Origin of the sequence: Paenibacillus sabuli (assembly GCF_014705605.1) — a bacterium.
Lineage (GTDB): Bacteria > Bacillota > Bacilli > Paenibacillales > Paenibacillaceae > Paenibacillus_D > Paenibacillus_D sabuli.
Genome location: NZ_JACXIZ010000056.1, coordinates 1 through 26,099 on the forward strand (window position 1 = coordinate 1; position 26,099 = coordinate 26,099).

23 protein-coding genes, 1 pseudogene and 1 riboswitch are annotated in these 26,099 nt (G+C 60.9%); of the genes and pseudogenes, 17 read left to right on the plus strand and 7 right to left on the minus strand.

Annotated features, from left to right (window positions below):
- Nucleotides 1–219, plus strand: a pseudogene (locus IDH44_RS23455) (DEAD/DEAH box helicase); the annotation flags it as partial.
- A 22-nt stretch (nucleotides 220–241) separates the two neighbouring features.
- Nucleotides 242–1,924, plus strand: a complete 1,683-nt coding sequence (locus IDH44_RS23460; RefSeq protein WP_190921265.1) for a glycoside hydrolase family 2 protein — start codon at nucleotides 242–244, stop codon at nucleotides 1,922–1,924.
- Nucleotides 1,925–2,282: 358 nt separating this feature from the next.
- Here the strand turns inward: IDH44_RS23460 and IDH44_RS23465 are convergent, their stop codons facing one another.
- The 3 genes from IDH44_RS23465 to IDH44_RS23475 all read right to left on the minus strand — a co-directional run bounded on the left by IDH44_RS23465 (nucleotide 2,283) and on the right by IDH44_RS23475 (nucleotide 4,352).
- Nucleotides 2,283–2,819 (minus strand): dihydrofolate reductase family protein, encoded by a 537-nt coding sequence (locus tag IDH44_RS23465; protein ID WP_190921266.1) that lies wholly within the window; start codon nucleotides 2,817–2,819, stop codon nucleotides 2,283–2,285.
- 87 nt (nucleotides 2,820–2,906) lie between these two features.
- Nucleotides 2,907–3,335, minus strand: coding sequence for an SRPBCC family protein (locus tag IDH44_RS23470; RefSeq protein WP_190921267.1), 429 nt, complete (start codon nucleotides 3,333–3,335; stop codon nucleotides 2,907–2,909).
- Between the two features lie 60 nt (nucleotides 3,336–3,395).
- Nucleotides 3,396–4,352, minus strand: a complete 957-nt coding sequence (locus IDH44_RS23475) for a sigma-70 family RNA polymerase sigma factor (RefSeq protein ID WP_190921268.1) — start codon at nucleotides 4,350–4,352, stop codon at nucleotides 3,396–3,398.
- Nucleotides 4,353–4,528: 176 nt separating this feature from the next.
- On the opposite strand from IDH44_RS23475, the gene IDH44_RS23480 reads away from it, so the two are divergent.
- Nucleotides 4,529–5,287, plus strand: a complete 759-nt coding sequence (locus IDH44_RS23480) for an ABC transporter ATP-binding protein (protein WP_190921269.1) — start codon at nucleotides 4,529–4,531, stop codon at nucleotides 5,285–5,287.
- A complete protein-coding gene (locus IDH44_RS23485) occupies nucleotides 5,271–6,521 on the plus strand; it encodes an ABC transporter permease (RefSeq protein WP_190921270.1) in 1,251 nt (416 codons plus the stop codon). Before IDH44_RS23480 ends, IDH44_RS23485 begins: the two co-directional genes overlap by 17 nt.
- An 891-nt stretch (nucleotides 6,522–7,412) precedes the next feature.
- On the opposite strand, the gene IDH44_RS23490 is transcribed toward IDH44_RS23485, so the two are convergent.
- Complete coding sequence (locus IDH44_RS23490; protein WP_190921271.1) at nucleotides 7,413–8,735, minus strand: aminotransferase class I/II-fold pyridoxal phosphate-dependent enzyme; 1,323 nt, start codon at nucleotides 8,733–8,735, stop codon at nucleotides 7,413–7,415.
- Nucleotides 8,736–8,998: 263 nt separating this feature from the next.
- Between IDH44_RS23490 and phnD the strand changes: the two genes are divergently transcribed.
- The 11 genes from phnD to IDH44_RS23545 all read left to right on the plus strand — a co-directional run bounded on the left by phnD (nucleotide 8,999) and on the right by IDH44_RS23545 (nucleotide 21,472).
- A complete protein-coding gene (phnD, locus tag IDH44_RS23495) occupies nucleotides 8,999–9,946 on the plus strand; it encodes a phosphate/phosphite/phosphonate ABC transporter substrate-binding protein (protein WP_190921272.1) in 948 nt (315 codons plus the stop codon).
- A gap of 6 nt (nucleotides 9,947–9,952) precedes the next feature.
- Nucleotides 9,953–10,699: a phosphonate ABC transporter, permease protein PhnE gene (phnE, locus tag IDH44_RS23500; protein WP_190921273.1), complete on the plus strand. Its 747-nt coding sequence runs from the start codon at nucleotides 9,953–9,955 to the stop codon at nucleotides 10,697–10,699.
- A 3-nt stretch (nucleotides 10,700–10,702) separates the two neighbouring features.
- Nucleotides 10,703–11,482 (plus strand): phosphonate ABC transporter ATP-binding protein, encoded by a 780-nt coding sequence (gene phnC, locus IDH44_RS23505; RefSeq protein ID WP_190921274.1) that lies wholly within the window; start codon nucleotides 10,703–10,705, stop codon nucleotides 11,480–11,482.
- Nucleotides 11,479–12,531, plus strand: coding sequence for a selenide, water dikinase SelD (gene selD, locus IDH44_RS23510; RefSeq protein ID WP_190921275.1), 1,053 nt, complete (start codon nucleotides 11,479–11,481; stop codon nucleotides 12,529–12,531). Before phnC ends, selD begins: the two co-directional genes overlap by 4 nt.
- A 53-nt stretch (nucleotides 12,532–12,584) precedes the next feature.
- A complete protein-coding gene (gene mnmH / locus IDH44_RS23515) occupies nucleotides 12,585–13,640 on the plus strand; it encodes a tRNA 2-selenouridine(34) synthase MnmH (protein ID WP_190921276.1) in 1,056 nt (351 codons plus the stop codon).
- Between the two features lie 7 nt (nucleotides 13,641–13,647).
- The gene (locus IDH44_RS23520; RefSeq protein WP_190921277.1) at nucleotides 13,648–14,439 is read left to right on the plus strand and encodes an AraC family transcriptional regulator; all 792 of its coding nucleotides are present in this window, start codon (nucleotides 13,648–13,650) and stop codon (nucleotides 14,437–14,439) included.
- Between the two features lie 60 nt (nucleotides 14,440–14,499).
- Nucleotides 14,500–16,332, plus strand: coding sequence for a cache domain-containing sensor histidine kinase (locus IDH44_RS23525; RefSeq protein WP_190921278.1), 1,833 nt, complete (start codon nucleotides 14,500–14,502; stop codon nucleotides 16,330–16,332).
- A gap of 1 nt (nucleotide 16,333) precedes the next feature.
- A complete protein-coding gene (locus tag IDH44_RS23530; RefSeq protein WP_317890245.1) occupies nucleotides 16,334–17,857 on the plus strand; it encodes a response regulator transcription factor in 1,524 nt (507 codons plus the stop codon).
- A 189-nt stretch (nucleotides 17,858–18,046) separates the two neighbouring features.
- Entirely contained in the window at nucleotides 18,047–19,513 is a 1,467-nt protein-coding gene (locus tag IDH44_RS23535; protein WP_190921280.1) for an ABC transporter substrate-binding protein, read from the plus strand.
- A gap of 84 nt (nucleotides 19,514–19,597) precedes the next feature.
- Nucleotides 19,598–20,527: an ABC transporter permease gene (locus tag IDH44_RS23540; protein ID WP_190921281.1), complete on the plus strand. Its 930-nt coding sequence runs from the start codon at nucleotides 19,598–19,600 to the stop codon at nucleotides 20,525–20,527.
- Nucleotides 20,528–20,587: 60 nt separating this feature from the next.
- On the plus strand, nucleotides 20,588–21,472 hold the full coding sequence (locus tag IDH44_RS23545) for a carbohydrate ABC transporter permease (RefSeq protein WP_190921291.1): 885 nt from the start codon (nucleotides 20,588–20,590) through the stop codon (nucleotides 21,470–21,472).
- A 149-nt stretch (nucleotides 21,473–21,621) separates the two neighbouring features.
- Here the strand turns inward: IDH44_RS23545 and asd are convergent, their stop codons facing one another.
- A complete protein-coding gene (gene asd, locus IDH44_RS23550) occupies nucleotides 21,622–22,410 on the minus strand; it encodes an archaetidylserine decarboxylase (RefSeq protein ID WP_190921282.1) in 789 nt (262 codons plus the stop codon).
- Between the two features lie 290 nt (nucleotides 22,411–22,700).
- Between asd and IDH44_RS23555 the strand changes: the two genes are divergently transcribed.
- Complete coding sequence (locus IDH44_RS23555) at nucleotides 22,701–23,006, plus strand: hypothetical protein (protein ID WP_190921283.1); 306 nt, start codon at nucleotides 22,701–22,703, stop codon at nucleotides 23,004–23,006.
- Between the two features lie 533 nt (nucleotides 23,007–23,539).
- On the opposite strand, the gene IDH44_RS23560 is transcribed toward IDH44_RS23555, so the two are convergent.
- Nucleotides 23,540–23,716 carry a hypothetical protein gene (locus IDH44_RS23560; protein WP_190921284.1) on the minus strand — a complete coding sequence of 59 codons (177 nt, stop codon included), beginning with the start codon at nucleotides 23,714–23,716 and terminating at the stop codon, nucleotides 23,540–23,542.
- 10 nt (nucleotides 23,717–23,726) lie between these two features.
- Nucleotides 23,727–24,188, minus strand: a complete 462-nt coding sequence (locus IDH44_RS23565; protein WP_190921285.1) for a hypothetical protein — start codon at nucleotides 24,186–24,188, stop codon at nucleotides 23,727–23,729.
- Nucleotides 24,189–24,383: 195 nt separating this feature from the next.
- Here IDH44_RS23565 and IDH44_RS23570 point away from each other — a divergent pair, with 195 nt between their 5' ends.
- Nucleotides 24,384–25,628 (plus strand): glycosyltransferase family 4 protein, encoded by a 1,245-nt coding sequence (locus tag IDH44_RS23570; RefSeq protein ID WP_190921286.1) that lies wholly within the window; start codon nucleotides 24,384–24,386, stop codon nucleotides 25,626–25,628.
- A gap of 34 nt (nucleotides 25,629–25,662) precedes the next feature.
- Nucleotides 25,663–25,803, plus strand: a riboswitch (TPP riboswitch).
- Nucleotides 25,804–26,099 lie beyond the last annotated feature (296 nt).

Consider the following 26,099-nt stretch of genomic DNA (forward strand, 5'->3'; position numbering starts at 1 on the left):
CGTGCCGCGCAGCCTGGCCGCGCGGCACACCCGGGCGAGCTGCGCTCCGGTTCGGCGTCGGCGAGCCGTCAGTCGGGAGGCACTCGTCGCCCCGGCGCCAAGGGCGGCGCGGACGACCGGGCGCCTGCCAAGTCCCGCCCGTCGAAGGCGGAGCGGGAGCGCGACCGCAAAAACAAAGGCGCGCCGAAGTGGCTGAAAAAAAAGCGCGAGGAAGGGTAACCCCAAAAATCGGGAGGTCGCTATGATTCGCTTATTCGAAACCAATGAAATTCGCGCAAGCAAAGCCTTGGACGGCCTGTGGGATTTTGCGATCATGCCGCGCAAAGGAACGTTGCCTGCACGCTACACCCATCGTCTGCCGGTCCCGGGCTGCTGGGAGAATCATCCCGCGTTCCACACCTACCAGGGAGCGGGCGCGTATCGCACGCGCGTGAAGGTCGGCGCGGGCGAGCCGAATTTGCGCTTCACGTTCAAGGGCGTAGGCCACACGGCTCGAGTGTTTTTCGATGGCCGGGAGATTGCGACGCATTACAACGCCTACACCGCTTTTTCGGCCCTCGTCAAGAAGGTGTCTGCCGGCGAGCACGAGCTCGTCGTCGAGGCGGACAATTCGTTTCACGAGGACTCGTCCTTGCACTTGCCCAACGACTACTATTCTTACGGCGGCATCACGCGGCCGGTCGTCCTGGAGGAAGTGCCGGAGCTTTTTATCGAACGGCTGCAATTTACGCCGACGTACAGCGACGGCGCATGGGGCGCCGATATTCAGGCGGTTGTCGCCAATATCGGGCCCCGAGCGGACGATGTGCGGATTCGCTGCGAGCTGGCCGGTACGACATTCGAGCTGGACCAGGCGCGGGTGGAGCCAGGCCAAAGTCAGGTGCTGCGCGGCTATGCATCCATCCCCGGCGCGGCGGCGTGGTCGTCCGCTTCGCCGGTCCTGTATGCCCTGAAGGCGCAGCTCTATGTCGGAGCCGAGGCGTCGCCGAGCGACGACCTGATCGAGCGTGTCGGCTTCCGCATCGTCTCGACCGATGGCGGCAAGCTTCGACTCAACGGCGAGGAAGTGGTGCTGAAGGGGTTCAATCGTCACGAGGATCATCCCCTCGTCGGCTCCGCCTTCCCGCTCGCGCTGATGGTGCAGGATCTTGATCTGATGGAGGAAATGGGCGCCAACGCCGTGCGCACCTCGCACTATCCCAATGACGAGCGGTTTCTCGATCTGTGCGACGAGCGCGGCATTTTCGTATGGGAGGAGAATCATGCGCGGGGCTTGTCCATTGCCGATATGCGACATCCCCGGTTCATCGAACAATGCGCGGACGTCAATCGGGAGATGGTCGAGCAGCATGTCAACCACCCGTCTATTGTCATTTGGGGCATTCTCAACGAGTGCGCCAGCGATTGCGAGGAGGGCAGGGCGCATTACGCCCGTCAATTCGAGCAGATCCGCAGCATGGACCACAGCCGGCCGCTGACGTTTGCCTCGCATCACCGGGACCGTGAACTCTGCTTCGATCTGGCCGATATCGTGTCGTTCAACCTGTATCCCGGCTGGTACGGCGACGAAGACCCCGGCGAGCTGGTCGACGAGGCGCGCAAGTGGGCCCAGGTCGGCGGGACCGGCAAGCCGATCATCATGAGCGAATTCGGCGCCGACGGCTATTACGGATACCGGGACCCGACGCGCGTGCGCGGCACGGAGGAGCGCCAAGCGGAGATTATCGGCGCTAACCTCGCTGCCTATACGGCACGCGACTACCTGTCGGGGATGTTCATTTGGCAATTCTGCGATTGCCGCGTCACCGAAGCGACAGGGTGGCTCCTCACCAGAGCCGGCACGCAGAACAGCAAGGGCATCGTCGACCGCTATCGCCGTCCGAAGCTGGCTTACGAGACGGTCAAGCGATTTTTCCAACCGTAACCTTCAAGGGCAGGAGCGTCTAAGCTTCCCCAATGGGGATGTCCGGGGATAACGCCGGCCCGAGCCGACTGTGGAGGTCCAAGGATGACGCTTCCGACCCGAACCGATTGTGTGGATGACGCTTTCGACCCGAGCCGACTGTAATGGACATGGGAGCCGCTTAGCGCCTTTTTTTGGCTTTCTTTCACGTGTAACGGTCATGAGCGACGCTTAGCGGGAATTATGGGCCGTGGAGCTGGCGGAAATGACTGCTAAGCGTCGCTGGTGTCCGTTAGAGCCGCGCGCGCGTTCGAATGGTGCGCTAAGCGTCGCTGGTGTTCGCAGGTGTCCATTAGAGCTGCTAATCGCCTAAATCCGATCAAGCTTGGGCCGGTACGTACGTCAGCCTGATCACCTGCTCGCCGATGCGATCGCTCGCCACGAGGCGAAGCGGCGGCCGCGGACCGGCGAAGAACGGGGTGCCGTGACCGAGCACGACCGGATGGAGATAGATTCGGTACTCGTCGATGAGCCCGAGCTCCGAGAGGCTGTGCGCCAACGCCGGCCCTGCGACTTCGATCTCTCCTTCATGCTGCTGCTTCAGCTCGAGCACGGCCGCTGCGAGATCGCCTTCGAGCAGGGCGGCATTCGGTCCGAGCGCCTTCAGCGTCCTCGATACGACCCACTTCGGGTTGCGCTGCCACGCCGCTGCGTATTCCCGCTCATCCGCGTCCCATTCCGCCTGATCTGTGTCCCAATATTGCATGATCTCGTACATGCGGCGCCCATAGAGGCTGCCCGCTATGCCGCGCGTATCGTCGATGAAATGACGGAACAGGACGGGATCGGGCCGAAACGCCATATGGTCCACGAAGCCGTCCAGCGACTGATTCAATCCAAACACGAGCTTGGCCATGTGTCTGCCACACCTCCATATTGATCTCGCCCGGCGTCCGCTCAAGAACCGACGCCAAAGGCGGTTCGTTTTCAGACACGGTTCGACTTAGCCGAGCGACTCCGTATAGCTCTTGAAGTTGTCCATAATCGCCTGCCAGCCTGCCTGCTGCATGTCGACGGAATGGGTGCTTTCCGCGTCGAACGTCTCGACTACTTTCGTTTCATTTCCCTGCGGCGTGAAGGTGATGTCCACCTTTCTTCCGTCCCCGATCGTGTAGGAAATCTGCTCATGCAACTTCACGACGTCATACACACCATAGAAATCAAAGCCCATGCTGCCGTCCTTCGCTTCCATCCGGGTTAAAAACTTGCCGCCGACCCGCAGATCGTTCTCCGCCCTGGGCGCATGCCAGTCGTCCGAGGCCTGGTTCCATTTCGTAATGTGCTGCGGCTCGGTCCAACTTTTCCACACTTGCTCGACAGGAGCCTGAATGTCGGCTTGCACGGTTACTTTCGTCGGTTGATTCGTTTCCACTTGGCAAACATCCTCTCTGGTTTGGACTTCACAACTATAGACGAAACCAATCCGCGAAATTCATCGGTGAATGCGTTCCGGTAGGCCAAAACGGGAAAATAATTTTTGGTGAATGAAATTTTGAACGTGGAGGATCTTGTTATCCCTCACTTCCAGCATGTGAATCCCCCATGGCACCAAGCCGTCCGCTTCCTTGTCCGGCATATATTGCGCCAACGCAGGATAACCGCCATTCGCCGAAATGGGCAGAAACCGCGATCCCTCGCAATGCCCGCGCGTGAGCGTAAAGAACTGGAACAAATCTTCTTTGCCGCGCACCCACATCGGAAAAGGCGGCATTGACATCTGACCTTCCTCGTGAAACAAGGCGACCAGGGCGTTGATATCAAATTGTTCGAAGGCTTCTACGTAACGCGCGAGCAATTCCTGATCGGGCGCCTCTTCATTCACGCTGAATGCATCGGAGCTTTGTTGTTCCCGTTCCAATGTTGCTCTGGCTCTCTGCAAGGCGCTGTTCACCGCTGCAGGCGACATGCCCAGCGTCTCGGCAATTTCTTTGGCAGACCATTCGAATACATCCTTCAATAGGATCGCCGCGCGTTGACGGGGAGGCAAGAGCTGCAGGAGGGTAACGAAACAGATATGCAGCGTATCTCTACGGAAGAAAACTTGCTCGGGTTGATTGGAGAAATCAGGCGCCGGCCAAATCCATGACTCGTCAGGCAGCACCTCGCGAGGTTCTACAATCGTTTGCGCAGGGCCGGATAGGTCAATGGGGCGAACGCGGCGTTTCGCTTGTCGCAGCTTGTCCAGGCATAGATTGGATGCGATCCGATAGACCCATGTCTTAAAGGAAGACTCCTGCCGGAAGGCATCCCAGCCTTGCCATACGCGAATGAACGTTTCTTGTACGGCATCGTCTGCATCATCGATAGAGCCCAGCATCCGATAACAATACGAGGTTAATTCGGGCTTCAAATCGTCGAATAACCGGAGTGGTTGCGCGGTTTCGTTCACTGCGGCATCTCCTTTGGCTTCTCAAGTATCTTCTAATTTTATCATACCTATTGAAGTATTCGTTTGTACACAAAAAAGTGGAGCTATAAATGGCGAGGGTTCACCGGAAAATGCGGGAAAATTTGGGCGTGTGGCGATAGCTCATGTATAATGAAGGGTGAGGTGATCGGAGCAATATGGATACGGTGCTTGAAGTCAAGCAATTAACAGGCGGATACAGTCCGCGCAGGCCGGTGCTGCACGAGCTGAGCTTCGACGTGCGTCCGGGCGAGATGGTCGGCCTGCTCGGCCTCAACGGAGCGGGCAAAAGTACGATCATCAAGCATGTGCTCGGTCTGATGAAGCCGCATCGCGGCGAGGTCATGATTCGCGGCGTCTCGCTGGAGCAGGATCCGCAGACCTATCGGTCCTCCTACGGTTACGTGCCGGAGACGCCGGTACTGTACGACGAGCTCACGGTCAGCGAGCACCTGCGACTCGGGGGGATGGCCTATGACGTGGCCGAGCCAGACTATCGCGCGCGCAGCGAACGGCTGCTGCGCGAGTTCAATATGACGCCGAAGCGCGAGGCGTTCTCCGGCCATCTATCCAAGGGGATGAAGCAGAAAGTCATGATCATGAACGCGCTGCTGCCCGAGCCGCCGCTGTACATGATCGACGAGCCGTTCCTCGGGCTTGACCCGCTCGGCATTCGCTCGCTGCTGGAGCGGCTCGTGCAGGTCAAGGAGGCCGGCGCGGCGGTGCTGATGAGCTCCCATATCCTGGCGACGCTGGAGACGTACTGCGACCGCTTCCTGGTGCTGCATCACGGGCGGCTGGTGGCGCAGGGGACGCTGGACGACGTACGGCGCGCGGCGGCAGGTGAGCCGGATACGCTGGAGGAGGCCTTCTACCGGCTGGTCAGCGAGGAGGGCGGAGATGGACCGCTCGCTTAGCGCGCTGTGGGCGCAGCGGTCGGCGGCCTTCCGCAAGGAGGTCGCGCCCTATTTGCAATATATGGCGCAGAGCGGCTTTCCCGGCTTCGTCGTGCTGCTGCTGATCGTGCTCATGATCGGCTACGCCGGCCTGCTGCGGGACATGCCGCCGCAGCTGCCGCTCGTGCCGATCGGCGTCGCCGTGCTGACGCCGATCGTCGCCTGGAGCCCGCTGCGCACTTGGCTGCTGCCGCCGGACCTGGTCTTCCTGGCACCGCGCGAGCCCGGCATGCCCGTCTATTTGCGGCGTTCGCGGCGACGCGGTCTCGTGCCGGGTATGCTGGCCTTGTGCGCGGCGTTGGCCTTGTATTGGCCGCTCTGCCGCGCGGCCGGACTCGACGTGCCGTGGGGGCCGGCTGCGGCGGGGCTGCTCGCCCTGCTCAAGGCGCTGCAGACAGCGGGCGCCTGGCGCGAGCGGCAGCTGGCTTGGCCGGGAGCCAGACGCCTGCTGCGTCTCTTGCGCTGGGTCCTGACGGCAGCCGCGCTGACGGCGCTACTGACGCAGCCGCTCTGGCTGACGGCCGGCTTTGCCGCGCTGCTGGCGGCGCTCTATGCCGCGGCCGCGCAGCTGCCGCAGCGCCACGGCATGCCCTGGGAGCGGCTGGTGGCGGAGGAGGCGCGGACGCGGCGCGGCTGGTACCGCTTCTTCGGCGCATTCATCGACGTGCCCGTGCTGCCCGCCCGCGTCTCGCGCCGCCCTTACCTGGCCTGGCTAGGCGCGCGCGTGGCGTATCGGCATGCGGCGGCATACCGCTACCTGCTGACGCTCACGCTGACCCGGACCGAGCTGGGCGGCATCCTCCTGCGGCTGACGGCGCTCGGTGCGCTGACCGGCTATCTGACCGGCGCTGCGCCGCTGCTCGGCGGCTGGGGAGCAGGCGCGGTCTACCTGCTGTTCGTGCTGATCGTCGCCGTCCAGGTCGGGGCGCTGCGACAGGCGCACCGGCACTCGATCTGGCGTCATCTGTACCCCTTGCCCGAGCGCGGTCGCGAGCAGGCGCTGCTGCTGCTTGCCAGGCTCGCGACGGGCGCGGGCGCCCTGCTGATGTGGTTGCCGATGGGAGCGGCGTTGACGCTGCGGCACGGCTTGGCCGCGCCAGCCGGCGCGGCGCTGCTGCTCGCGGCCGCTTACGTGCTGCTGCTCCATCCCCGGCGCCTGCGCGCGGCGATTCGCCGCGACGAGGAGGAAGGGTGAGCTAGATTTCTCGGAACGAAACTTGTGTCGCCGTTAAAAGACGGCGCACTCGTTTCGCCTTGAAATCATAGAAAGTATATGGCTTGCTCTATACTTGTCTAGATTTCTCGGAACGAAACGAACTCGGCCACAAAAAGACAGCCTCGCCGTTTCGCCTTGAAATCATAGAAAGTATAGGACTTGCTCTATACTTGTCTAGATTTCTCGGAACGAAACTTGTGTCGCCGTTAAAAGACGGCGCACTCGTTTCGCCTTGACCGATTCGTGTGAGCTGTCAATCGACCGAGCCTGTGATCGATAACGGACAGAAATGACCGTTACAACGCCGATTGTCGGTTATGCGAATTGTAACGGACACATTTGACCGTTAGCGGGCTCGAGCGTCCGCGTTCATGCCAAATTCTCGGTGTAACGGACAAAAATGTCCGTAAGAATGGCGATCCCAACTGAAAACAAGCGCTAACGGACAAAAATGTCCGCTAGGTATAGAATCCCGCACCGCGGCTGGTCTCACTTCTCAATACTTGTCTAGATTTCTCGGAACGAAACTTGCGTCGCCGTTAAAAGACGGCGACACTCGTTTCGCCTTGCTCGGGCACAAAAAAGCCGGCGGATCCGATCCGCCGGCCTGCCCCTTTCGAGCAATAGCGCTACTTTTTCACGCTAATGCCGACTCGCTGAGCCGCCTCCTGAGCAATAACGCCACTTTTTCAAGCTAATGCCGCCTCGTTGAGCCGCCTCCTGAGCAATAACGCCACTTTTTCATGCTACTGCCACCGTCCTGCGCTCCGTCCCGCGCAATAGCGCCACATTCTCGCTCTAATGCCGCCGTGGCGAGCTCCGGCCCGTTTTGCTCCGCGGGCGGAATGCGTCTCTCGAGGTGGGTGCGGCTTATTCGGCTTGCTCCGTGTCCGAGTGGCCGCCCGACACGTCGAGCACGGCCTGGTAGATCAGATCGAACAACTGCTCCAGATGCAGCTCCTCGATGCAGGAGAAGGCGACCCGCAGGTCGTGCTCGCCGAGCGCGATCGTCCCGACCTCGTAGGCGTCGAGCAGACGCTGGCGCACCGCCTCGGCGCTGACCTGCTTCAGCCGCAGGCACATGAAGTAGCCGGAATTGAACGGGTAGTATTCCCACACGTCGCCGTAGCGGCTGCTGTCGAGCAGCGATTTGACGCGGTTGGCGCGGCGCTTCATGACCTCGAATTTCTCCCGCTTCTGCGCCTCGAAGTCCGGCGACTGCAGCAGCTTGAGGATGAAGGTTTGCGACGGGTGCGGTCCGCTGGAGATCGTGGCGCGGATGATGCCGAGCGTTTTTTGCTCCAGCGCGTGCATGACCGGCTCCGAGGCCGAGGCATAGGTGATGAAGCCGACGCGAAAGCCCCATACATACTCTTCCTTGGTCGCACCGTCGATCTTGATCGCCAAGACGCGCGGATGCAGATTCGCCAGACGGCCGAACAGCGACTCGTGCAGCGAGTCTTCGAAAAACAGGCCGAAATAGGCATCGTCGGTGACTGCGACCACATTGATCCCTGCTTCGGCGGCTTCACCGATGGCGGTCACGATGGCATCCGCCTCGGCGGCGCCAGGCGAGTAGCCGGTCGGATTATTGGGAAAGTTGAGCAGGACGATCGCCTTGCCGTGCTCCTTCTGCGCGAGCAGCGCCTCGCGCAGACCGTCGCTGTTGAAGCGGTTGTCCGCATCGTAGAGCGGGTATTCGACCGTGTGCGCGCCGCGGCGCAGGGCGAAGGTCAGCTCATAGTTCTCCCAATTTTTGTCCGGCATGACGATCGGATCGCCCGCGTCTGCGAACAGGTCGGCGACGATGCTGAGCCCGTGCGTCAGCGCGTTGGTGGCGATCGGGTTGCCGAAGCTTTTGTCCGCGAGCGACGGGTTGTCCGTCAGCATCTTGGCGCGCCATGCCGCGCGCAGCTCCGGCTTGCCCGCAGGTGGCGCATATGGATAAAGGTCCTTGGGCGCATAAGCCGAGAGCGTGTCTTGCAGCGCAGGCAGATGCATCGGCTGTCCGCCCTCTGTGGCGATGCCGATCGTGGCGTTGAATTTGCTCGCCTTGGCCTTGGCCTCCGCCGACTGGCTCAGTATGCCTTCCTTAGGAAAATAAATGGCTTTGCCAATGTCGGACAGCATGTCGTAGACATGCGGATTCTCGCTTTGAATCGTTTCGTTCAGCTGCTTGGCAAGTGGGTTCATAGGAATAAGCTCCATCCTTCCGAAAAGGTCGATTGTATCCGGGGTTATTATACCATTATTGAAAGCCTGCGGCCAATTTTTGCGCACGTTTTTTCACAGGGCGTATTGTCGAAATGCCTCGACCGACTTGCCCTCAAAGGAGCCGTTCGCTTTAGTTTGGCCATCAATTATGGTAATCTGATTTATTGAGAACCACTGTAGCAATGCGACAAAATTCGATGCGGCAAAAAAGGGGTTACAAGGTCGCACAAAGGAGAGTCGAAATGTTCCGGAAACGGCAATGCTTTCTGGTATTAACAGGTCTGCTGCTCTCCACGCTCGCACTCGCTGCCTGCGGCAACAACGGCGGCACTGGCGCGAGCGATGAAGACGGAGCCGAAGCCTCGCAGCAAGGCGAGGCTGCGCGCAGCGAGCTGCTGATCGGGGTCATCCCGGCCCAGGGCAGCAATCAGATGGAAGAAGGAGCGGACAAGCTGGCCGGCATTCTCCAGGAGGCGCTCGGCTACGAGGTCCGGGCCGAGGTGTATCCGGACTACAACGGCGTCGTCGAGGCGATGGGCGCGGACAAGGTGCAGATGGCCTATCTCGGTCCGCTGACGTATGTCGAAGCGCACGAGCGCTATGGGGTCGAAGCGATCGTCACGCAGCTCATCGAGGGCAAGCCCTACTACTACTCGTATCTGATCACCCAGGCGGACAGCCCGTATGAGACCTTTGAGGATGTCGAGGCGCATGCGGCGGACATCCGGTTCGCCTTCGGCGATATCAGCTCGACCTCGGGCAGCCTGATTCCGGGCATCGCGCTCAAGGACGCCGGTCTGTTCGAGTCGCAGCAAGCCCACAGCTTCGCATCGGTCGTCTATACTGGCGACCATACCGCGACTGCGCTCGCCGTGCAGAACGGGCAGCAGGATATCGGCGCGATCGACAGCGCCTATTTCAATAACCTTGTCAAGCAGGGCACGATCGATGGGGACAAGCTCAAGATCGTCTGGGAATCCGAGCCGCTCTTCCAATACCCGTGGGCCGTGACCGGCGGTGTCGGGGAGCAGGATCGCGCGATCATTCGCGATGCGATGCTGGCCATCGACGACCCGGTCATTCTGTCCGCGTTCGGCGGTGCGAGCGGGTTCACGGAGGCGGCCAATGCCGACTATGCGGCGATCCGCGATGCGGCGATCGCCGACGGGCGCTTGCAGACGGCCGACTAAGCGGCGATGCGGACGTGGACTGCGCTCGGCATCCTGGTCTTGCTGCTGCTCTGGTCCTCGATTGGGACCGGGCTGGCGCAGGCGCCGCTGTACGATCTCGGCAATACCGCACGCTTCATCGCGGAGCACTGGTTCCCGCCCGACTTCGGGCATTGGCGCATCGCGCTGGCGGCGATGGTCGACACGCTGCAGATCGCGCTGTGCAGCACGCTGGTCGCGCTCGCAATCGCGTTGCCGGCGAGCTTCGTCGCCGCCCGCAATACGGGCCTGCCGCGCTGGCTGTACGACGGGACCCGGCTGGTATTCAACTTGTTCCGCGCGGTGCCGGAGCTGGTGCTGGCGCTCGTCTTCATCCCGACGCTCGGACTCGGTCCGCTGCCGGCGGTGCTGGCCTTGATCATTCACAATATCGGCGTATTCGGCAAGATGATCGCCGAGCTGATCGAGGCGGCCGACGACGGACCGCAGGAGGCGGTCAAAGCGCTGGGCGGCACGCGGCTGCTGGTCGCAGCTTACGGCATCCTGCCGCAGATCCTGCCGCTCGTGCTGTCGCAGTACTTCTACCGGCTGGAGACGGCAATCCGGACGACGCTGATTCTCGGCGTCGTCGGCGCAGGCGGTCTCGGTCAGCTATTGTACAATGACTTCAAGCAATTCATGTATCAGAAGGTAACCTTCGAGGTGCTGCTCATCATGGTGCTGGTCACCGCCGTGGACTACGCAGGCGCGGCCGTGCGAAAGCGGGTGAAATGACGCATGCTTGAACTGATTGGATTGAACAAGCGCTACAAGGGCGAGGCGGAGGCTGCGCTGGACGGTGTCCATCTGCGTGTGCAGACTGGGGAATTCGTGGCGGTGCTCGGACGAAGCGGCGCGGGCAAGTCGACCCTGATCCGCTGCGTGAATCGGCTCGTCGAGCCGGACGCGGGCCGGGTGCTGTGGCAAGGCCGTGATCTGACCGCAATGTCCGCCGCAGAGCTGCGGCGCGCACGGATGCGGATTGGCATGGTCTTTCAGCATTATCATCTGCTGCCGCGGCTGTCGGTGCTGACCAACGCGTTGGCCGGGCGCTTCGGCGCCATGCCGCGCTGGCGCAGTCTGCCGGGCTGGTACACCGCCAGTGAACGGGCACTCGCCGCTGCGGCGCTGCGGGAGGTCGGGTTGGAGGCGCTCGGCCGGCGTCGCGTCGAGGAGCTGAGCGGCGGGCAGAAGCAGCGGGTCGCCATCGCGCGCGTACTGGTACAGCAGCCGGAGCTGCTGCTCGGCGACGAGCCGATCTCGAGTCTGGACAGCGTCACCGCTGCCCGGATCATGCGCCATATCGCGTCGCTGCATCGCGAGCGCGGCATGACGGTGCTGCTCAATCTGCACGATGTGGCCGTCGCGCGCGCCCATGCGTCGCGTATCATCGGATTGGCCGGAGGCCGCATCGTCTATGACGGGTCGCCGGAAGCGCTGGACGAAACGGCGCTGGCTCGCATCTATGCGGATGAAGCGGCGCCGGATCTACCTATACATAGGAGGGATAGAGGATGACGCAAGATCAACCGGTTAAACTGACAAGTCTGTCCAGCAAGGGAGGCTGCGGATGTAAAATTGGCCCGGCGGCGCTCAGCGAGGTGCTGCGCGGGCTGCCCGCGGCCGAGCCGAATCCCGACCTGCTGGTCGGGCTGGATACGAGCGACGACGCAGGCGTCTACCGGCTCAGCGACGAGCTGGCGATTGTGCAGACGGTCGATTTTTTCACGCCGATTGTCGACGATCCGTATGCCTTCGGTCAGGTCGCAGCGGCCAACGCGCTGAGCGATATCTATGCGATGGGCGGCCAGCCGCTGACCGTGCTGAATATCGTCGCCTTCCCGATTCAGACGCTGGGCGGGCAGGTGCTCGCGGACATCTTGCGCGGGGCGGGTGACAAGGTCAGGGAAGCGGGCGCCACGCTCGTCGGCGGCCACTCCATCGACGACAAGGAACCCAAGTTCGGCCTGGCGGTGACCGGCACGATCCATCCGCAGCAGGTGAGGACCAATGCGGGCGCGCGTCCCGGCGACCGGCTCATCCTGACCAAGCCGATCGGCGTCGGCATCCTCACCACGTCGATCAAAAAAGGCGCGCTCTCCGAAGCGGAAATCGACGCCGTCACTGCAGTGATGACGACGCTGAATAAGGAGGCCGCCCGGGTCATGGACGGCTACGAGGTGCACGCTTGCACCGATGTGACGGGCTTCGGCCTGCTCGGCCATGCGATGGAGATGGCCCGGGCCAGCGGCGCGGAGCTGACAGTCGACGCCGGTCGGGTGCCGTTCCTGCCGCGCGTGCGTGAGCTGGCAGAGGCGGGCTTCGTGCCCGGCGGCACGAAGGCCAACTATGCCCACCTCGAAGGTGCGGTGGAGTATGCCGGGGAACTGGACGAGCTGGCCCGCTACATGCTGTGTGACGCTGTCACCTCCGGCGGCCTGCTGGCGGCCGTGGCGCCGGAGCAGGCCGACGCGCTGCTTGGCGAGCTGCGCGGGGCAGGCGTGGACGCTCATCTGATCGGCCGTGTGGAGCGCGCGGGGCAGGGGCGCATCCGGGTCGAGGCATGACCGGACACGACGCGGAAGACGAATCGCCGCCATACACAAAGGAGCGTAAAGCCATGATGAAGGATATCGGTCTGACAGAGCTGCTGGAGCTGCAGCGCAGGGGCGACGCGGTGCTGATCGACGTGCGCTCGCCCTCCGAATATCGCGACGCTACAATTCCGGGGAGCGTCAATATTCCGCTGTTCGACGACGCGGAGCGCGCCGAGGTCGGCACCCTGTACAAGCAGGTCGGCGTCGAGGCGGCCAAGGAGCGCGGCCTGGAGCTGGTGTCGGCCAAGCTGCCTGCCTTGGTGCGCGCAATTGCGGCCGAGGACGCTCCGCGCAAGGCGGTATTCTGCTGGCGCGGCGGGATGCGGAGTCGGACCGCCGGGACGCTGGCTGCGCTGATGGGCATGCCGATTCTGCGTCTGACCGGCGGCTTTCGCACGTATCGCAGGTGGGTGGTGGAGCGGCTGGAGTCGCTCGAGTCGCTGCCGCCCTGCTACGTGCTGAGCGGGTATACCGGCTCCGGCAAGACGGCCATCCTGGAGGAGCTGGAGCGAAGCGGCTACCCGGTCGTCAATCTGGAGCGGCTCGCCGCGCATCGCGGCTCGATCTTCGGCCATATCGGCCGTGAACCGCACAATCAGAAGACGTTCGAATCGCTGCTCCTGCAGCGGCTCGATGCGTGCCGGGATGCGCCGTATCTCGTGGTGGAGGCGGAGAGCAAGCGGGTCGGCAAGGTCGTGCTGCCGGAGGTGCTGGTCCAGGCCAAGGAGTCGGGCCGGCCGCTCGTGCTCGAGCTGCCGCTGCAGGAGCGTGTGGCCAACATCCTCGCCGATTACCGGCCCCAGCTGCACAAGGCGCAATGCATCGCTTCGTTCGAGCGCATCCGCAAGCGCATGCATACGCCGGTCGGAGCGGAGGTTGCGGCGGCGCTGCATACCGAGCGTTATGACGAGGCGGTGGCGCTGTTGCTGGAGCACTACTACGATCCGCGCTATCGGCACGCCGCGGAGCAGTACGAGCAGGAGCCCGTGATGATCGGCGCCGCCGATACGGACGACGCGCTCCGGCAGGTCGTCGCGCACTTGCCCGATCCGCGCGGCGCGGCCGGCGGAAGGGAGTGATCGCGCGATGCTGGAGCTCTCGCCGGACGCGCTGCGTCTGACGTCCTCCTTTGCCAAGATCGCTTGCGAGCCGGGCTGGCGCTGGCAAAAGCGGGAGCAGCCGCTGGCCAACTACGACCTGTTCTACGTATGGAGCGGGGAAGGCGAGGTGGTGCGAGGCGATCGCACCTATACGGTCGGTCCGGGCAGCTGCTTCCTCTTCCGTCCGGGCGACGATACGAGCGCGACCCACAATCCGCAAAGGCCGCTCGTGCTGACATACATCCACTTCGGCGTCGAAGCCCCCGTGCGGCTCGTCCCGGAGCCCTACCGCGTGCTGCGCGATACCATCGAATTCGAGTACTTGCTCTCGCGCTATGTCCGGCTTTTTCTCGTGGACCTCTACGCCGCCGAGGCCGAGGCCCGGCTCATCCTGAAGCAGCTGCTCCTCCACCTGCTGCGCCATGACCGCAGCGATCTGGAGCGGAGCCGGCCCGCGGGCAGCAATCAGCTGGCCGAGGCGATCCGCGAGGTCGCCAACTACATACGGCAGCATCCGGGTCTGCCGCACCGCGTCGAGGAGCTGGCCCAGCGGGCGCAGCTGTCGCCGCGCTACTTCTCGATCAAGTTCAAGGCGCTGATCGGCCAGTCGGTGCAGGCCTACATGATCCGCACCCGGATCGAGCGCGCCCAGCACCTGCTGATGCACGCCGGGATGAACGTGACCGAGGTGGCCGACGCGCTCGGCTACCGCGATATCTTCTTCTTCAGCCGCCAGTTCAAGCAGTATACCGGCAAGAGTCCGTCCGAGATCCGCTGAAGCCTGCGGCGGGACCGGGGGCTCCGCTGGCCGGCCCAGTCGATCGCAAGGAGCTGCCGTATGGACATTGCGCAAATTTATCGCACCTACTTCAAAAACAATCTGTTCCTCAAAATCATCCTGGTCTTCTCCGTCATCACCGTCCTGACGATCATCACGCTCTCCTATCTGATGTATTGGAACGCATCGCAGACAGCGATCCGGCGCGAGCTGGACAAGCAGCGGCAGGCGATGGGCAGCGTCGAGCAGGTGCTGGCGCAGAAGTATGCGTCGGTCCGGGAGATGATGAATGACGTGTACCGCAGCGACCGATTGGCGGCGCATCTGAGCTACTTCCTCAACCATTCTTATCAGGCCTACGTGGAATATCAGCTGGATCAGATCGCCGCCGAGCCGGAGGGCGAGTTCGGGAGCGTGTTCCAGTATTTCGCCGGCCGCATCGATGCGGACAGTGCGATCCGCAACATCGTGCTGTACAGCGCGGAGCAGCAGGCGCTCTACAACCTAGACGAGCACAAGCGGTTCAAGCTGATTCCGACCAATTCGGCGCGGTCCTACGTGCCGGACGTGATGGCAGCCGAGACCGGCAGCGTCGCCGCGCCGAACTACTGGGTGAGCCGCGCCATCGGACGCGAAGGCGCCCGTCTGTATGCGGTGCGCATCGCCGTCAACGACAAGCAGACGCTCAAAAATATCGGGCAGCTGGTCGTTTACTTCGACGCGCTGGCATTGGACAGGAGGGTGAGCGCATACGAGGGACTGCTTGGCGAGGTGTATGTGCGGGATGCGAACGGCTGGGTGCTGTACGATTCGACGGGAGAGCGCTATGGCCGGCGCGCCGAGACGACCGAGGGCGAACCGGCCGTGCTGGACGGGCAGCAGCTGGTGGACGGCACGTATCGGAACAAGCTGTCCTCCGCGGAGGGCGGCTACGCCATCATAGGGGAAGTGACGGCAGCCGAGCTGGAGGCCGTCTACCGCGGCACGCGCAATACGATCGTCTTGATCGCGCTGATCTGCATCGTCGTGGCCACGCTCATCCCTTCCTTGGTCATCATCAGCTTGGCCAAGCGCACCCATACGATCATCCGGTTCACGCGCAAGGTCAAAAACGGAGACCTGGCCGTCCGCATCGACGAGTCGCGCGAGGATGAGCTGGGGCAGATCGCGAAAAGCTTCAATGCGATGATGGAGGAGCTGAACACCTACATCGATCGGGTGTACAAGGCGGAAATTAATCAGAAGCGCGCTGAATTGGCCGCGCTCCAGGCCCGGGTCAATCCGCATTTTTTATACAATACGCTGGAGGTCATTCGCATGCGCGCCTTCTCCAAGGGAGACCGGGACGCAGCCGAGATGATCTACAGCCTATCGGCGCTGTTCAAAAATCTGGTTCATCCGAAGCGTCGGGATACGCTGCAAAACGAGCTGGAAGCCTGCCGGCTGTATCTGGAATTGTTTCGGATCCGGTACAAGGATAATTTTGTGTACCGGATCGAATGTCCGGAGCCGCTCGGGCGGGTGTCCGTCATGCGGCTGACGCTGCAGCCGATCGTGGAGAATTACATCGTGCACGGCATCGATGCGACCCGCGCCGATAACACGCTCGTCCTCGCGATTCGGCAGGACGGCGATGAGGACGGCGAACGAATCTGCGCGACGGTGCGCGACAACGGCAAGGGAATGTCCGAGGCGCGCTTGGCGCAAGTCAGAGAGCGACTGAGTCGGACAAAGGACGACGGCGAATCGTTTGGCTTGAAAAGCGTGAACGAACGGCTGCAATTGGAATACGGGAAGCGGTACGGCGTGGAGATCGAGAGTACGCCGGGCGAGGGCACGCGGGTAGACATCTGGCTTCCGAAGACAAGCGGGGAGGCGGAGGAGCTTGTATAAGGTGTTGTTGTGCGACGATGAGCCGTTCATCGTCGAAGGCTTGTACGATATGATCGACTGGCCGGCGCTCGGTCTGGAGATTGCAGGGAGCGCGGGCAACGGACGTCTCGCACTGGACGCGATGGCAGCCGCTCCGGTCGATATTTTGGTGACGGATATCGCCATGCCGAAGATGAACGGCCTGGAGTTGATCGCTGCAGCAAGAGCAGCTCGGCCCGGCTTGAAGGTGATCGTGCTGAGCGCCTACAGCGAATTCGATTATTTGCGCGAAGGAATGAAGCTGGGCATCGAAAATTATTTGCTCAAGCCGATCAATGTGCAGGAGCTGGAGGAGACGCTGCGCAGCACGGTCCTCAAGCTGCATACCGAGCAGGAGGAGATTCGGTTTTTGGCGTACGGCACACAGCTGATCAAGGACAATACCCTGCATCGCTGGCTGAACGGCAGGATGGCCCAGGACGAGTTCGAGGAGCGGGCGGACAGACTGGGACTGGTTTTTCGCCGCCCCTGGACGGCTGCGGCCGTCCTGCGATGCCGCGACCTCTCCCAGAACGAGGCCGATGCGCTAATCGACGCGCTGACTGCGCAATTCGACGAAGACGCGGTCGTTTTTCGCGACCTTGACGGCGATCTTGTGGTGCTCGCGGGATTCGATCAGCAGGACATCTCTCTGGCGGCTTGGCTGGAGCGAATCGCGCAGGCTCGGGACGAGACGGCGGGGAGCGATCGGCCCGGCACGTTGTCTGGCAGCGAAATGCATCGCACCGCCGAGATGGCGACTGGCTACGAGGAAGCCAAGCGCGCGCAGGCTTATTTTTTGGTCTACCCCGAGCGCCAGTGGATGCTTTATGGCGAGGCGGCTGCTTTTGCACGCGGCGGTGAAGCGAATTTTCCGGTAGATTGGGCAGAATATGAGAAGCTGCTGCTGGGGAAGGAGCCGGGGCGGTTGACGACTGTGCTGGATGCCGATTTTCAACGACTGCGCAGCCAAGCGGGCATGCATCCGGCTTACTTGAAGGAAATCGCGGTGGAATTGATCGTCCGCTTCAAGCTGCTCCTGCAGGAGGTCAAGCGGACTGAGGAAATCACGTTGTTCGCGGACGGTCTGGATCGCGTCCAGCGCGCCGCGGATCTGTCGGAGCTGACGGAAGCCGTGCGCGATGTCGCGCTCGCATGCATCGCGTCGTTGGGCGCCGGCGGTCGCAGCCCGGTAGTGGAGCAGGTGCTGCATATGATTCACGAGCATTACGCCGACGATTTGTCGCTCAAGACGCTCGGCGCCCAGTTCAACGTGCACCCGGTCTACCTGGGTCAGCTGTTCATCAAGGAGATGAGCGAGCCGTTCACCGAATACATGAACCGCTATCGCATCGACAGGGCCAAGGAACTGCTCAAAACGACCCATTACAAGGTACAGGAAATCTCGCGGCTGGTCGGCTACTGGGAGAGCGGCTATTTCTACAAGCAGTTCAAAAAACATGTCGGCATTTCGCCGACGGATTTTAAAAATGTGGTGAAAAAGTGACCGCTGCGGTTGTGCGGCGTTTCACTATTTTCGCTGCATGCGCGCAAGATCGGGGGAGACTGCAGGCCGGGGCAGTCTCTTTTCTTTAGTTTGAACCGGATTTATTAAGTTTGTGTTCTATTTGAAACGGTTTTCATCGATTACAGTTAAATTGTTAACGATTCTTGAACCAAAGGGGAGACGAAAACCATGAACAAAGGCAAAGGCCGCTTGGCGCTCATCGCCGCCATGCTGGCGATCGTGCTCGTCGTCGGCGCGTGCGGCAACAACGGCGGCAACGAAAGCGCGGACGGGGCCGAAGAAACGGCGGAATTGATCTGGTATACGATCGGCACGCCGCAGAAGGACGTCACAGCCGTCATGGATCAAGTCAGTGCGTACACGAAGGAAAAAATCAACGCGACGGTCACGATGAAAATGATCGACTGGGGCGACTACCAGCAAAAAATGCAGGTCAACGTCGCATCCGGCGAGCCGATGGACATCATTTTCACTTCAGCAGGCGGTTTCGATTACGTGCAAAACGTGCGCAAGGGCGCATTTTTGCAAATCGACGAGCTGTTGACGGAATATGGCCAAGGCATCGTCGATACGATTGATCCGGGCTTCCTGGAAGGCTCGAAGGTCGACGGCCACAACTACGGCATCCCGGCCAACAAGGAACTGCCGCAGCAGGAGGTATGGCGCTTCAACCAGAACCTGCTGGACAAATACGATCTCGACATCGGCAAGGTCCGTTCGCTGGAGAGCCTGGAGCCGCTGATGGCGACGATCAAAGCGAACGAACCGAACGTGACCGTGTTCGGCATGGACAAGAACCATGTGCCCTATGTGCCGTACGACTACCTGATCACGAACCTGCCGATGGCGGTCAAGCTGGACACGGACGATTACAAGATCGTCAATATCCTGGAAACGGACGAAATGAAACAGGCGCTGGCAACCATGCGCAAGTATTATCAAGCGGGCTACATCTCGCCGGAGGCGGCCACGGTAGGCTCGACGAGCGATCTGACGCTGAGCGGCAACTGGTTCGTCGACCGCGCCCAGACGCAGCCGCTGGCGGACAACCAATGGTCGGCCACCTACGGCTACCCGGTCGTCTCGACGCCGGCCAGCGACGCCATTATTACGAACACCTCTGTCCAGGGCTCGATCATGGCCATCACCGCCAATTCCGAATATCCGGAGAAGGCGATGGAATTCCTCAACCTGCTGAATACCGACCCGGTGCTGCGCAATATGGTGGATTCGGGCATCGAGGGTACGCACTATGAGAAAATCGACGACAATCGGATGCGGAACCTGCCGGAAGCCAAAAACTACGACATGCCGTCGTATTCGCTCGGCAACAACATGCTGCTTAACTTGAATGAAAATGATCCGGACAACAAGTGGGACGTTTTCAAGGAATTTAACGCGGAAGGCGTAGCGTCGCCGATCCTTGGCTTCAACTTCGACAGCGCCAACGTCTCTACGCAGATGGCCGCGATTCAAAACGTCAAGGAGCAATACTGGTCGGCCCTGATGACCGGTACGGTCGATCCCGACGAGTACCTGCCGACCGCGCTGGAAGCCTTCAAGCAGGCCGGCATGGACGAGGTCATCACCGAAGCGCAGGCCCAGCTCGACGAATGGGTGGCCGAAGCCAAATAGTTGGACAGACCCTAACGGATCGGGCGATACAGGCATCGCCCGATTTTTTTCCAGATCTCGTTTTCACGAAGGGAGCAGGGACGCATGGCAGGCTTTCTAAAAAATGTGATGCGCAACCGCGTCATGCTGCTGATGGTGTTGCCGGGCGCAGCCTGGTTTTTCTTCTTTTCGTACATGCCGCTGGTCGGAACCATCGCCGCATTCAAGGAATACCGCTTCAGCCGGGACGGCTTTTGGCAAAGCTTGATCAATAGCGAAAATGTAGGCTGGCGAAATTTCGAGTTTTTGTTCAGCACCGATGCCGCGTATATCATCACCCGCAATACGCTGCTCTACAACATTGCGTTCATCCTGATCGGTCTCGTTTTTGCCGTAGCCATGGCAATTACGCTGTCCGAGATTGTCAACAAGCGGCTGGCCAAGGTGTATCAAACCGGGATGTTCCTGCCTTATTTTTTGTCGTGGGTCATCGTCGGGTATTTCGTCTTCAGCTTTTTGAGCATGGACAAGGGACTGCTCAACAGCATACTGAGCCAGTTCGGCGTGTCGTCGATTCAGTGGTACAACGAACCGCAGTATTGGCCCTATATCTTGATTCTCGTCAGCCTGTGGAAGATGGTCGGCTACAACAGCGTCGTGTACCTGGCCGCCATCATGGGTATCGACAGGTCGCTCTACGAGGCGGCGATGATCGACGGCGCGAGTAAATGGCAGCAAATCCGCAACATTACGATCCCGCTCCTGAAGCCGATCATGATCATCATGACGCTGCTTGCAGTCGGCAAAATTTTCTATGCGGATTTCGGATTGTTCTACAGCGTGCCGCGCGATTCAGGAACCTTGTATTCGGTGACCAACGTGATCGACACGTACGTTTACCGCGGCTTGAAAACAACCGGCGAAATTGGCATGAGCACGGCAGCGGGGCTTTATCAATCGGTCGTCGGCTTTGTCCTGGTCATGATTTCCAACTATGTCGTGCGCAGAATCGACAAGGACAGCGCGCTGTTCTAATGCGCGCAGAAGCGGAAAGGAGGCGCGATTGTGAATAAGAATCGAAAATCTCGAAATTTTATGCAATTATCGCCAGGCTGGAATGCCTTTTCAAATGCGACGGCTGCGCTATTTTCGTTGCTGTGCGTGTTCCCGTTTTTATTCGTCGTCCTCATTTCCTTCACGGACGAGAAGACGCTGGCCACAAACGGCTATCGGCTCATTCCCGAAAAGTGGAGCGTCGGCGCTTACAGCTATGTGTTTGAAACGGGCGACATGCTGCTCAAATCCTACGGCGTGACGATCCTGATTACCGTCGTCGGCACGCTGCTCAGCTTGTTTATGATTTCGCTGTATTCGTATGCCATTTCGCGTAAAAGCTTTAAATACCGCCGCTTTTTCTCGCTTTTTGCGGTGTTCACCATGCTGTTCAACGGCGGGATGATTCCGACCTATATCATCGTGACGCAGGTGCTCGGACTCAAGGATAGCTTGTGGGCGCTGATCTGGCCGCTCGCGATGAACGCCTTCTACATCATGATCCTGCGGACCTTCTATATGACGAGCGTCCCCGATGCGATTGTCGAGTCGGGCAAAATCGACGGCGCCGGCGAATTTAAAATCTTTTACCGCCTGGTGCTGCCGCTGTCGCTGCCCGGACTGGCGACAATCGGGCTGTTCAGCACGCTCGGATACTGGAACGACTGGTTCAATGCGCTCTTGTACATCGACGATCCGAACAAGGTGCCGCTGCAGTCGATGCTGATGCGGATCGAGAACAGCATGTCGTTCATCCAGCAAAACTCGGCCAACAGCTCGATCAGCCTGGAAGTGATGCAAAGTCTGCCGCAGGACACCGCCAGGATGGCGATGGTCGTATTGGCCACCTTGCCGATCATTTTTGCGTACCCGTTCTTCCAGCGCTACTTTGTCTCGGGGCTGACGATCGGATCGGTCAAGGAATAAGAGCCCGATCATGCTGCGCAGGCGATCGCGCTTGCGGCAGGCGGCTGCGAGCTTGTCACCGTCGGCTTGCGCCCGCAGCATTCGGTCGCCGAGCAGGCATAAAAAAAGAACCTCGGTTTCCACGCGGGACGTGGAGTCCGGGGTTCTTTTCAACGGCGATGCAGCCGACCCAGCGACTCGCCCATGCGGACGCGCTTGCCGGGCATCAGATCGCCGCGCAGATCGAACGTGCCGGATGCGGTGAGCAGCACGACGGTCGAGCCGAATTCGAAGTAGGCCAGTTCTCCGCCCTTGACCGTCTCCCGCTGCTCCGGGTCGACGTATTGAATGCTGCTGACGTTCATCGCCCCGACCTTGACGACGGCCAGCTCGCCGCCTTGGTGACGAATATAGGTCACGAGCCGTTCATTGCGGCTCAGGACACGCGGCATATGGCGCAGCCCGAAGTCGTTGACCGGATACACCTTGCCGGGAATGTGCTCCTTCTCCACGATCTGGCCCGTGATGGGGGCATGGATGCGGTGGTAGTCCGTCGGACTCAGATACAGCACGAGACAAAAGCCGTGACGGTAATTGTCCATGCGGGGCGACCGGTTCAGCAGCTCTTCCACGGTGTAATTCTGGCCCTTGACATTAAGGACCGTACCCGCCTGGACGGGGCCGGCGCCGGTGATGAGCGCGTCGACGGGACTGACGAGCGTATCGGCCGCGCCATCGATCTCGCGGGCGCCTTCCCGTAGCCGCCGGGTGAAAAATTCGTTCAGCGTGGCATAGTCGGAGAGGGGCTTCTCCGCTTCCTCCGCGCGAATGCCGTACAGCTTGACGAAGCGCGGGATGAAGCGTCGGCTCAGCCCGGATTGCGCCAGACGGCCGGTACACACTGAGATCCATTTGCGCGAGCTGAGCTCGGTCATTGATTTGAGCAGCCAACGGCTCATGACGGGATAAGTCACGTCCTTTCCGGCATAACCTGATGGGACTAGTGTGCCATATTGGGGGGCACAAAGCAATAGCGCCGCGCGGCACGGGCGCGAGGGGAAGGAGGGACGTGAACAAGGATGGAAGGCGTAAGCGGGGCAAGCGAGGAAGGATGACAGGCGTATGCGGAACAAGCAGCATGGACGAGAGGCGAATGGGGGGGCAGCGATGCAAGTCCCGCCGTTGCGCCGGCATGCCTCCGGTATGCGCAGCGCATTGCTGGAGCATGCTGCTAATGGAGGTGTGACAGGTGGAGATGATACCGATTATTGGCTTGCTCGGCGCGATGGCCGGATTGTGGTACGGGCGCCGCAGGTGGTCCGGATTCCAATGGACGACGGATGCCCTGGCGCTGCTGGCCGTCGCTGCGGTGACGACGATCGCCGCCTCGAGCGTGCTGCGGGCGCTGGTCGATCGCGCGGTGTTCCTGACGCAGGTACACGAGGTGCTGCTGCATCCCGGATTCCTGGCGGGAGGCGGGTATCTCGGGGCTTATGCCATGACGATCCTGCTTGAGCGGCTGCAGGCTGTGGAGACGCGAAGCACGAGGTCCTGAACGTAAAGGCAAGCGAATCCCGATCGCAGTACGATCGGGGTTTCTAAAAAGAAGCGCTTCAACTGCGCGACGTTTCCATTATGTTTACACCGTCAATCGAGGCTGCCGATATGGAAAGCATGTGCTCTCCGTGTTCGTAAAGATCCATGTCCAGCAGATAACCCGAGTATTCTTCTTGATTTGGATTCTTCTGTACAGTTATATTTTGTATCATCCCCATCATTTTATTTGGATAACATCAGTAAATATTTTCTCATCTCCCGTGTCGCCGCTACGAATCGTAACCCGATCCACGTTGGACAGCTCTCCCGGGTAACATTCCGCATATAGCATCGGTGGCCAGTTTGTCACGTTCGGGATTGGGTCTAGACATAGACACAGCATATTGGCCACCTGCATACCGGCGGCCTACTTCATCAAGGCTCATTTCCTACTCCTTGGCCAGTCAACTCTTTTGCAGCGTCTGGAAGGAACAGGGTGTGCCTCGCCGCCGCCGGGGATATGTAGTAACACGGAATAAAAAAGGGTCGCCTTCATGGGCGAACCTTAGCAGCAGATTTATCCTTTTTCAGCTTCGCAAGCGCGTCACTGACCCTTTTATCGCGCTCCGGATTGGGGCCGGGTAGAGATTGCTGCACATAATGACCGTCAGCATACTGATGGACAACATCATCAAGGTCAACAGCAAAATATTTTTTCACCACGATCATCACCACCTCTTTAAGATAAGTATAGCATAATGAGCCGTTTGGCGACAGCTTCGTTAATGACGATCAGCCCGCCGCCGAAATGTGATGCACCCACGACATTTGTGTAATACTGTAACAAGGTTGGCCTTATCTTCGACTGCAAGGCGACAGCGCCTTCAAAGCCAAACTCACTACTCCGTTTGCAAGCAAAGGCAAGTAAATGTAATCCAATCCAGCTAAACTCTTTGCGCTGGATAGGGATGCTTTCGATGAGCTGCACCCAAACATGATCTTCGCGACGCTCAAGAGCTATAGCCCCTTGTATAACAGGATTGCCGCGTATAACCATCTTATACACTTCAACAGAGCGATCCCCAAAATAGATCGACCAATCCAAAGCCTCATTCCAATCTTGCATTTGATTCAAGTCATACGGTTGCAGTTGCAGGAAAGAAACAGGGTAATGCTCACCGCTGCGAATATGTAATAGCATAATTCCACCTCCCACCCTATATAGATTACGGCAACGAGGGAGAGCCAGGCAACAAATTATCACAACCACGAACAAACATTGGCTGCTAGCGCGAATATCGTTTAAGAGATGATTGCCCAAGCCGACACATTCTCGTGTCACACACCGTATGCTGACTGTAGAAGTAGGACTGGAGAGAGGCAGGTGGCTTCCACTATGATTGAGCGGGGACGTGCGGCTGTGTTGAAGATTGCTTCCGGCGCGAGTGGCGACGTCTCGCCGAAGCACGCGCCACCGACAATCGCGTTCGTCACGCCAGGCTCATTCGCCGTCCCGTCGCCGTCCAGCAGCTCGGTCGAGCGCGTCGTCGAGCAGGTCGCGCCGCGGCTGGCGCCGCATGTGCGCCCGTTCATCTACGGCAAGACGGCGCGCGGACTCGGTCGCAGCGGCCGGCTCGGCGCTGCGCGCTGTCTCCGCTTCCCGGCCGCTTCGCGCATGAGGTATCTAAGGGCGGTCGCGAGCTCGCTGCGCCGCCGACGGGCGGCGGTCGCAGTGGTGGAGAATCGTCCAGCCCATGCGCTGGCGCTGCGGGCCCGCTCCCGGAGCACGCGTCTGTGGCTCAGCCTGCACTCGACGACGTTCGTGGAGGGGGCGGCCATCAGCCGCGCCCGGCTGCGGCGCAGCCTGCGGGTCGTGGAGCGGATCGTCGTCAACAGCGCCTATCTCGGCGAGCGGATCGCGGAGCTAGCGCCGGAGTCGGCGGCCAAGCTGCGCGTCGTACACCTGGGCGTAGACCCGGATCGGTTCGCCACGCCGTTCACACCCGAAGGAGCGGCGCGCCGGGAGGCGCTGCGGGCTGAGCGGAGCTGGCAGGGACGCGAGGTGGCGCTGTTCGTGGGACGGCTGATCCCGATCAAGGGCGTGCACCACTTGCTGGAGGCGATGCCGCAGCTGGTGGCCGAGCACCCGGCCTTGCTGCTGGTCATCGTCGGCAGCCCGTATTACGGCTCGCACCGGCAGACAGCCTACGCGCAGCGGCTGCAGCGGCTCGGCCGGGATTGGCCGGGGCATGTGCGTTTTGTGCCATACGTGCCGTATCACGAGGTGCCCGACTGGTATTTGGCAGCGGACGTCGCGCTCGTCCCTTCGGCCGCCCGCGAGGCGTTTGGCCTCGTCAATGTCGAGGCGATGGCCTGCGGCCTGCCGGTCGTGGCGACGCGGGCCGGGGGCATCGTCGAGATCGTCGAGGACGGCCAGACGGGCTGGCTGCTCGACCCCGATGCGCTCGGCGCGCAGCTGCCGGAGCGTCTGCTGCCGCTGCTGCGTGATCCCGCGCTGCGCGAGCACATGGGGCGGCTCGGCCGCGAGCGGGTGGAGCAGCGCTTCACATGGGCGCATGTGGCCGAGCGCTGGCGCATGCTTCTCGAGGAGGCCGGGGTGGTGGCGGAGGTTGACGCTTGACAAGGTTACGCCAGGCGTATTATAGTCAGTACCAAGAATCCACTAGGGGCGCCCTTAACGGGCTGAGATAAGGTGAAGTCGCTTGGTTGGCCACTGGCCGGCACATCCGCTTCACCTTGGTCCCTTCGAACCTGATCTGGGTTATGCCAGCGTAGGAAAGTGGGATATGCCTTGGCGATCAACGCGAGGCGCAGGCTTGATCGGCCGTGCTCGCAGCGCGCGCCGGATCACGCGGATACCGAAGGCGACTCCGAGAAGCAGCTCCGCGCTGCCCGGGCCCCGTGCTTTCGATGCTGCGGCGCCGCGCCCCATGCCAACGGACTATTCAGCCGCTCCTATGCCGGAGCGGCTTTTTTGATGCGCGGCCGCAGCTGTCCGTCCTTCGGGGCGAGGCTGCTACCGCCGCGCAGCGCCGCTCCGGCATCGGATCGGCTCCCGCGCGCCTCCTAGGGATTCTAATCCTTTCCTCAG

Bases quoted from the DNA above. Each gene is read 5' to 3' on its own strand.
- IDH44_RS23460 (WP_190921265.1), top strand. From the start codon at position 242: ATGATTCGCTTATTCGAAACCAATGAAATTCGCGCAAGCAAAGCCTTG.
- IDH44_RS23465 (WP_190921266.1), bottom strand. From the start codon at position 2,819: ATGGCCAAGCTCGTGTTTGGATTGAATCAGTCGCTGGACGGCTTCGTG.
- IDH44_RS23480 (WP_190921269.1), top strand. From the start codon at position 4,529: ATGGATACGGTGCTTGAAGTCAAGCAATTAACAGGCGGATACAGTCCG.
- IDH44_RS23485 (WP_190921270.1), top strand. From the start codon at position 5,271: ATGGACCGCTCGCTTAGCGCGCTGTGGGCGCAGCGGTCGGCGGCCTTC.
- IDH44_RS23490 (WP_190921271.1), bottom strand. From the start codon at position 8,735: ATGAACCCACTTGCCAAGCAGCTGAACGAAACGATTCAAAGCGAGAAT.
- phnD (WP_190921272.1), top strand. From the start codon at position 8,999: ATGTTCCGGAAACGGCAATGCTTTCTGGTATTAACAGGTCTGCTGCTC.
- phnE (WP_190921273.1), top strand. From the start codon at position 9,953: ATGCGGACGTGGACTGCGCTCGGCATCCTGGTCTTGCTGCTGCTCTGG.
- phnC (WP_190921274.1), top strand. From the start codon at position 10,703: ATGCTTGAACTGATTGGATTGAACAAGCGCTACAAGGGCGAGGCGGAG.
- selD (WP_190921275.1), top strand. From the start codon at position 11,479: ATGACGCAAGATCAACCGGTTAAACTGACAAGTCTGTCCAGCAAGGGA.
- mnmH (WP_190921276.1), top strand. From the start codon at position 12,585: ATGATGAAGGATATCGGTCTGACAGAGCTGCTGGAGCTGCAGCGCAGG.
- IDH44_RS23520 (WP_190921277.1), top strand. From the start codon at position 13,648: ATGCTGGAGCTCTCGCCGGACGCGCTGCGTCTGACGTCCTCCTTTGCC.
- IDH44_RS23525 (WP_190921278.1), top strand. From the start codon at position 14,500: ATGGACATTGCGCAAATTTATCGCACCTACTTCAAAAACAATCTGTTC.
- IDH44_RS23535 (WP_190921280.1), top strand. From the start codon at position 18,047: ATGAACAAAGGCAAAGGCCGCTTGGCGCTCATCGCCGCCATGCTGGCG.
- IDH44_RS23540 (WP_190921281.1), top strand. From the start codon at position 19,598: ATGGCAGGCTTTCTAAAAAATGTGATGCGCAACCGCGTCATGCTGCTG.
- IDH44_RS23545 (WP_190921291.1), top strand. From the start codon at position 20,588: ATGCAATTATCGCCAGGCTGGAATGCCTTTTCAAATGCGACGGCTGCG.
- asd (WP_190921282.1), bottom strand. From the start codon at position 22,410: ATGAGCCGTTGGCTGCTCAAATCAATGACCGAGCTCAGCTCGCGCAAA.
- IDH44_RS23560 (WP_190921284.1), bottom strand. From the start codon at position 23,716: ATGATCGTGGTGAAAAAATATTTTGCTGTTGACCTTGATGATGTTGTC.
- IDH44_RS23565 (WP_190921285.1), bottom strand. From the start codon at position 24,188: ATGCTATTACATATTCGCAGCGGTGAGCATTACCCTGTTTCTTTCCTG.
- IDH44_RS23570 (WP_190921286.1), top strand. From the start codon at position 24,384: ATGATTGAGCGGGGACGTGCGGCTGTGTTGAAGATTGCTTCCGGCGCG.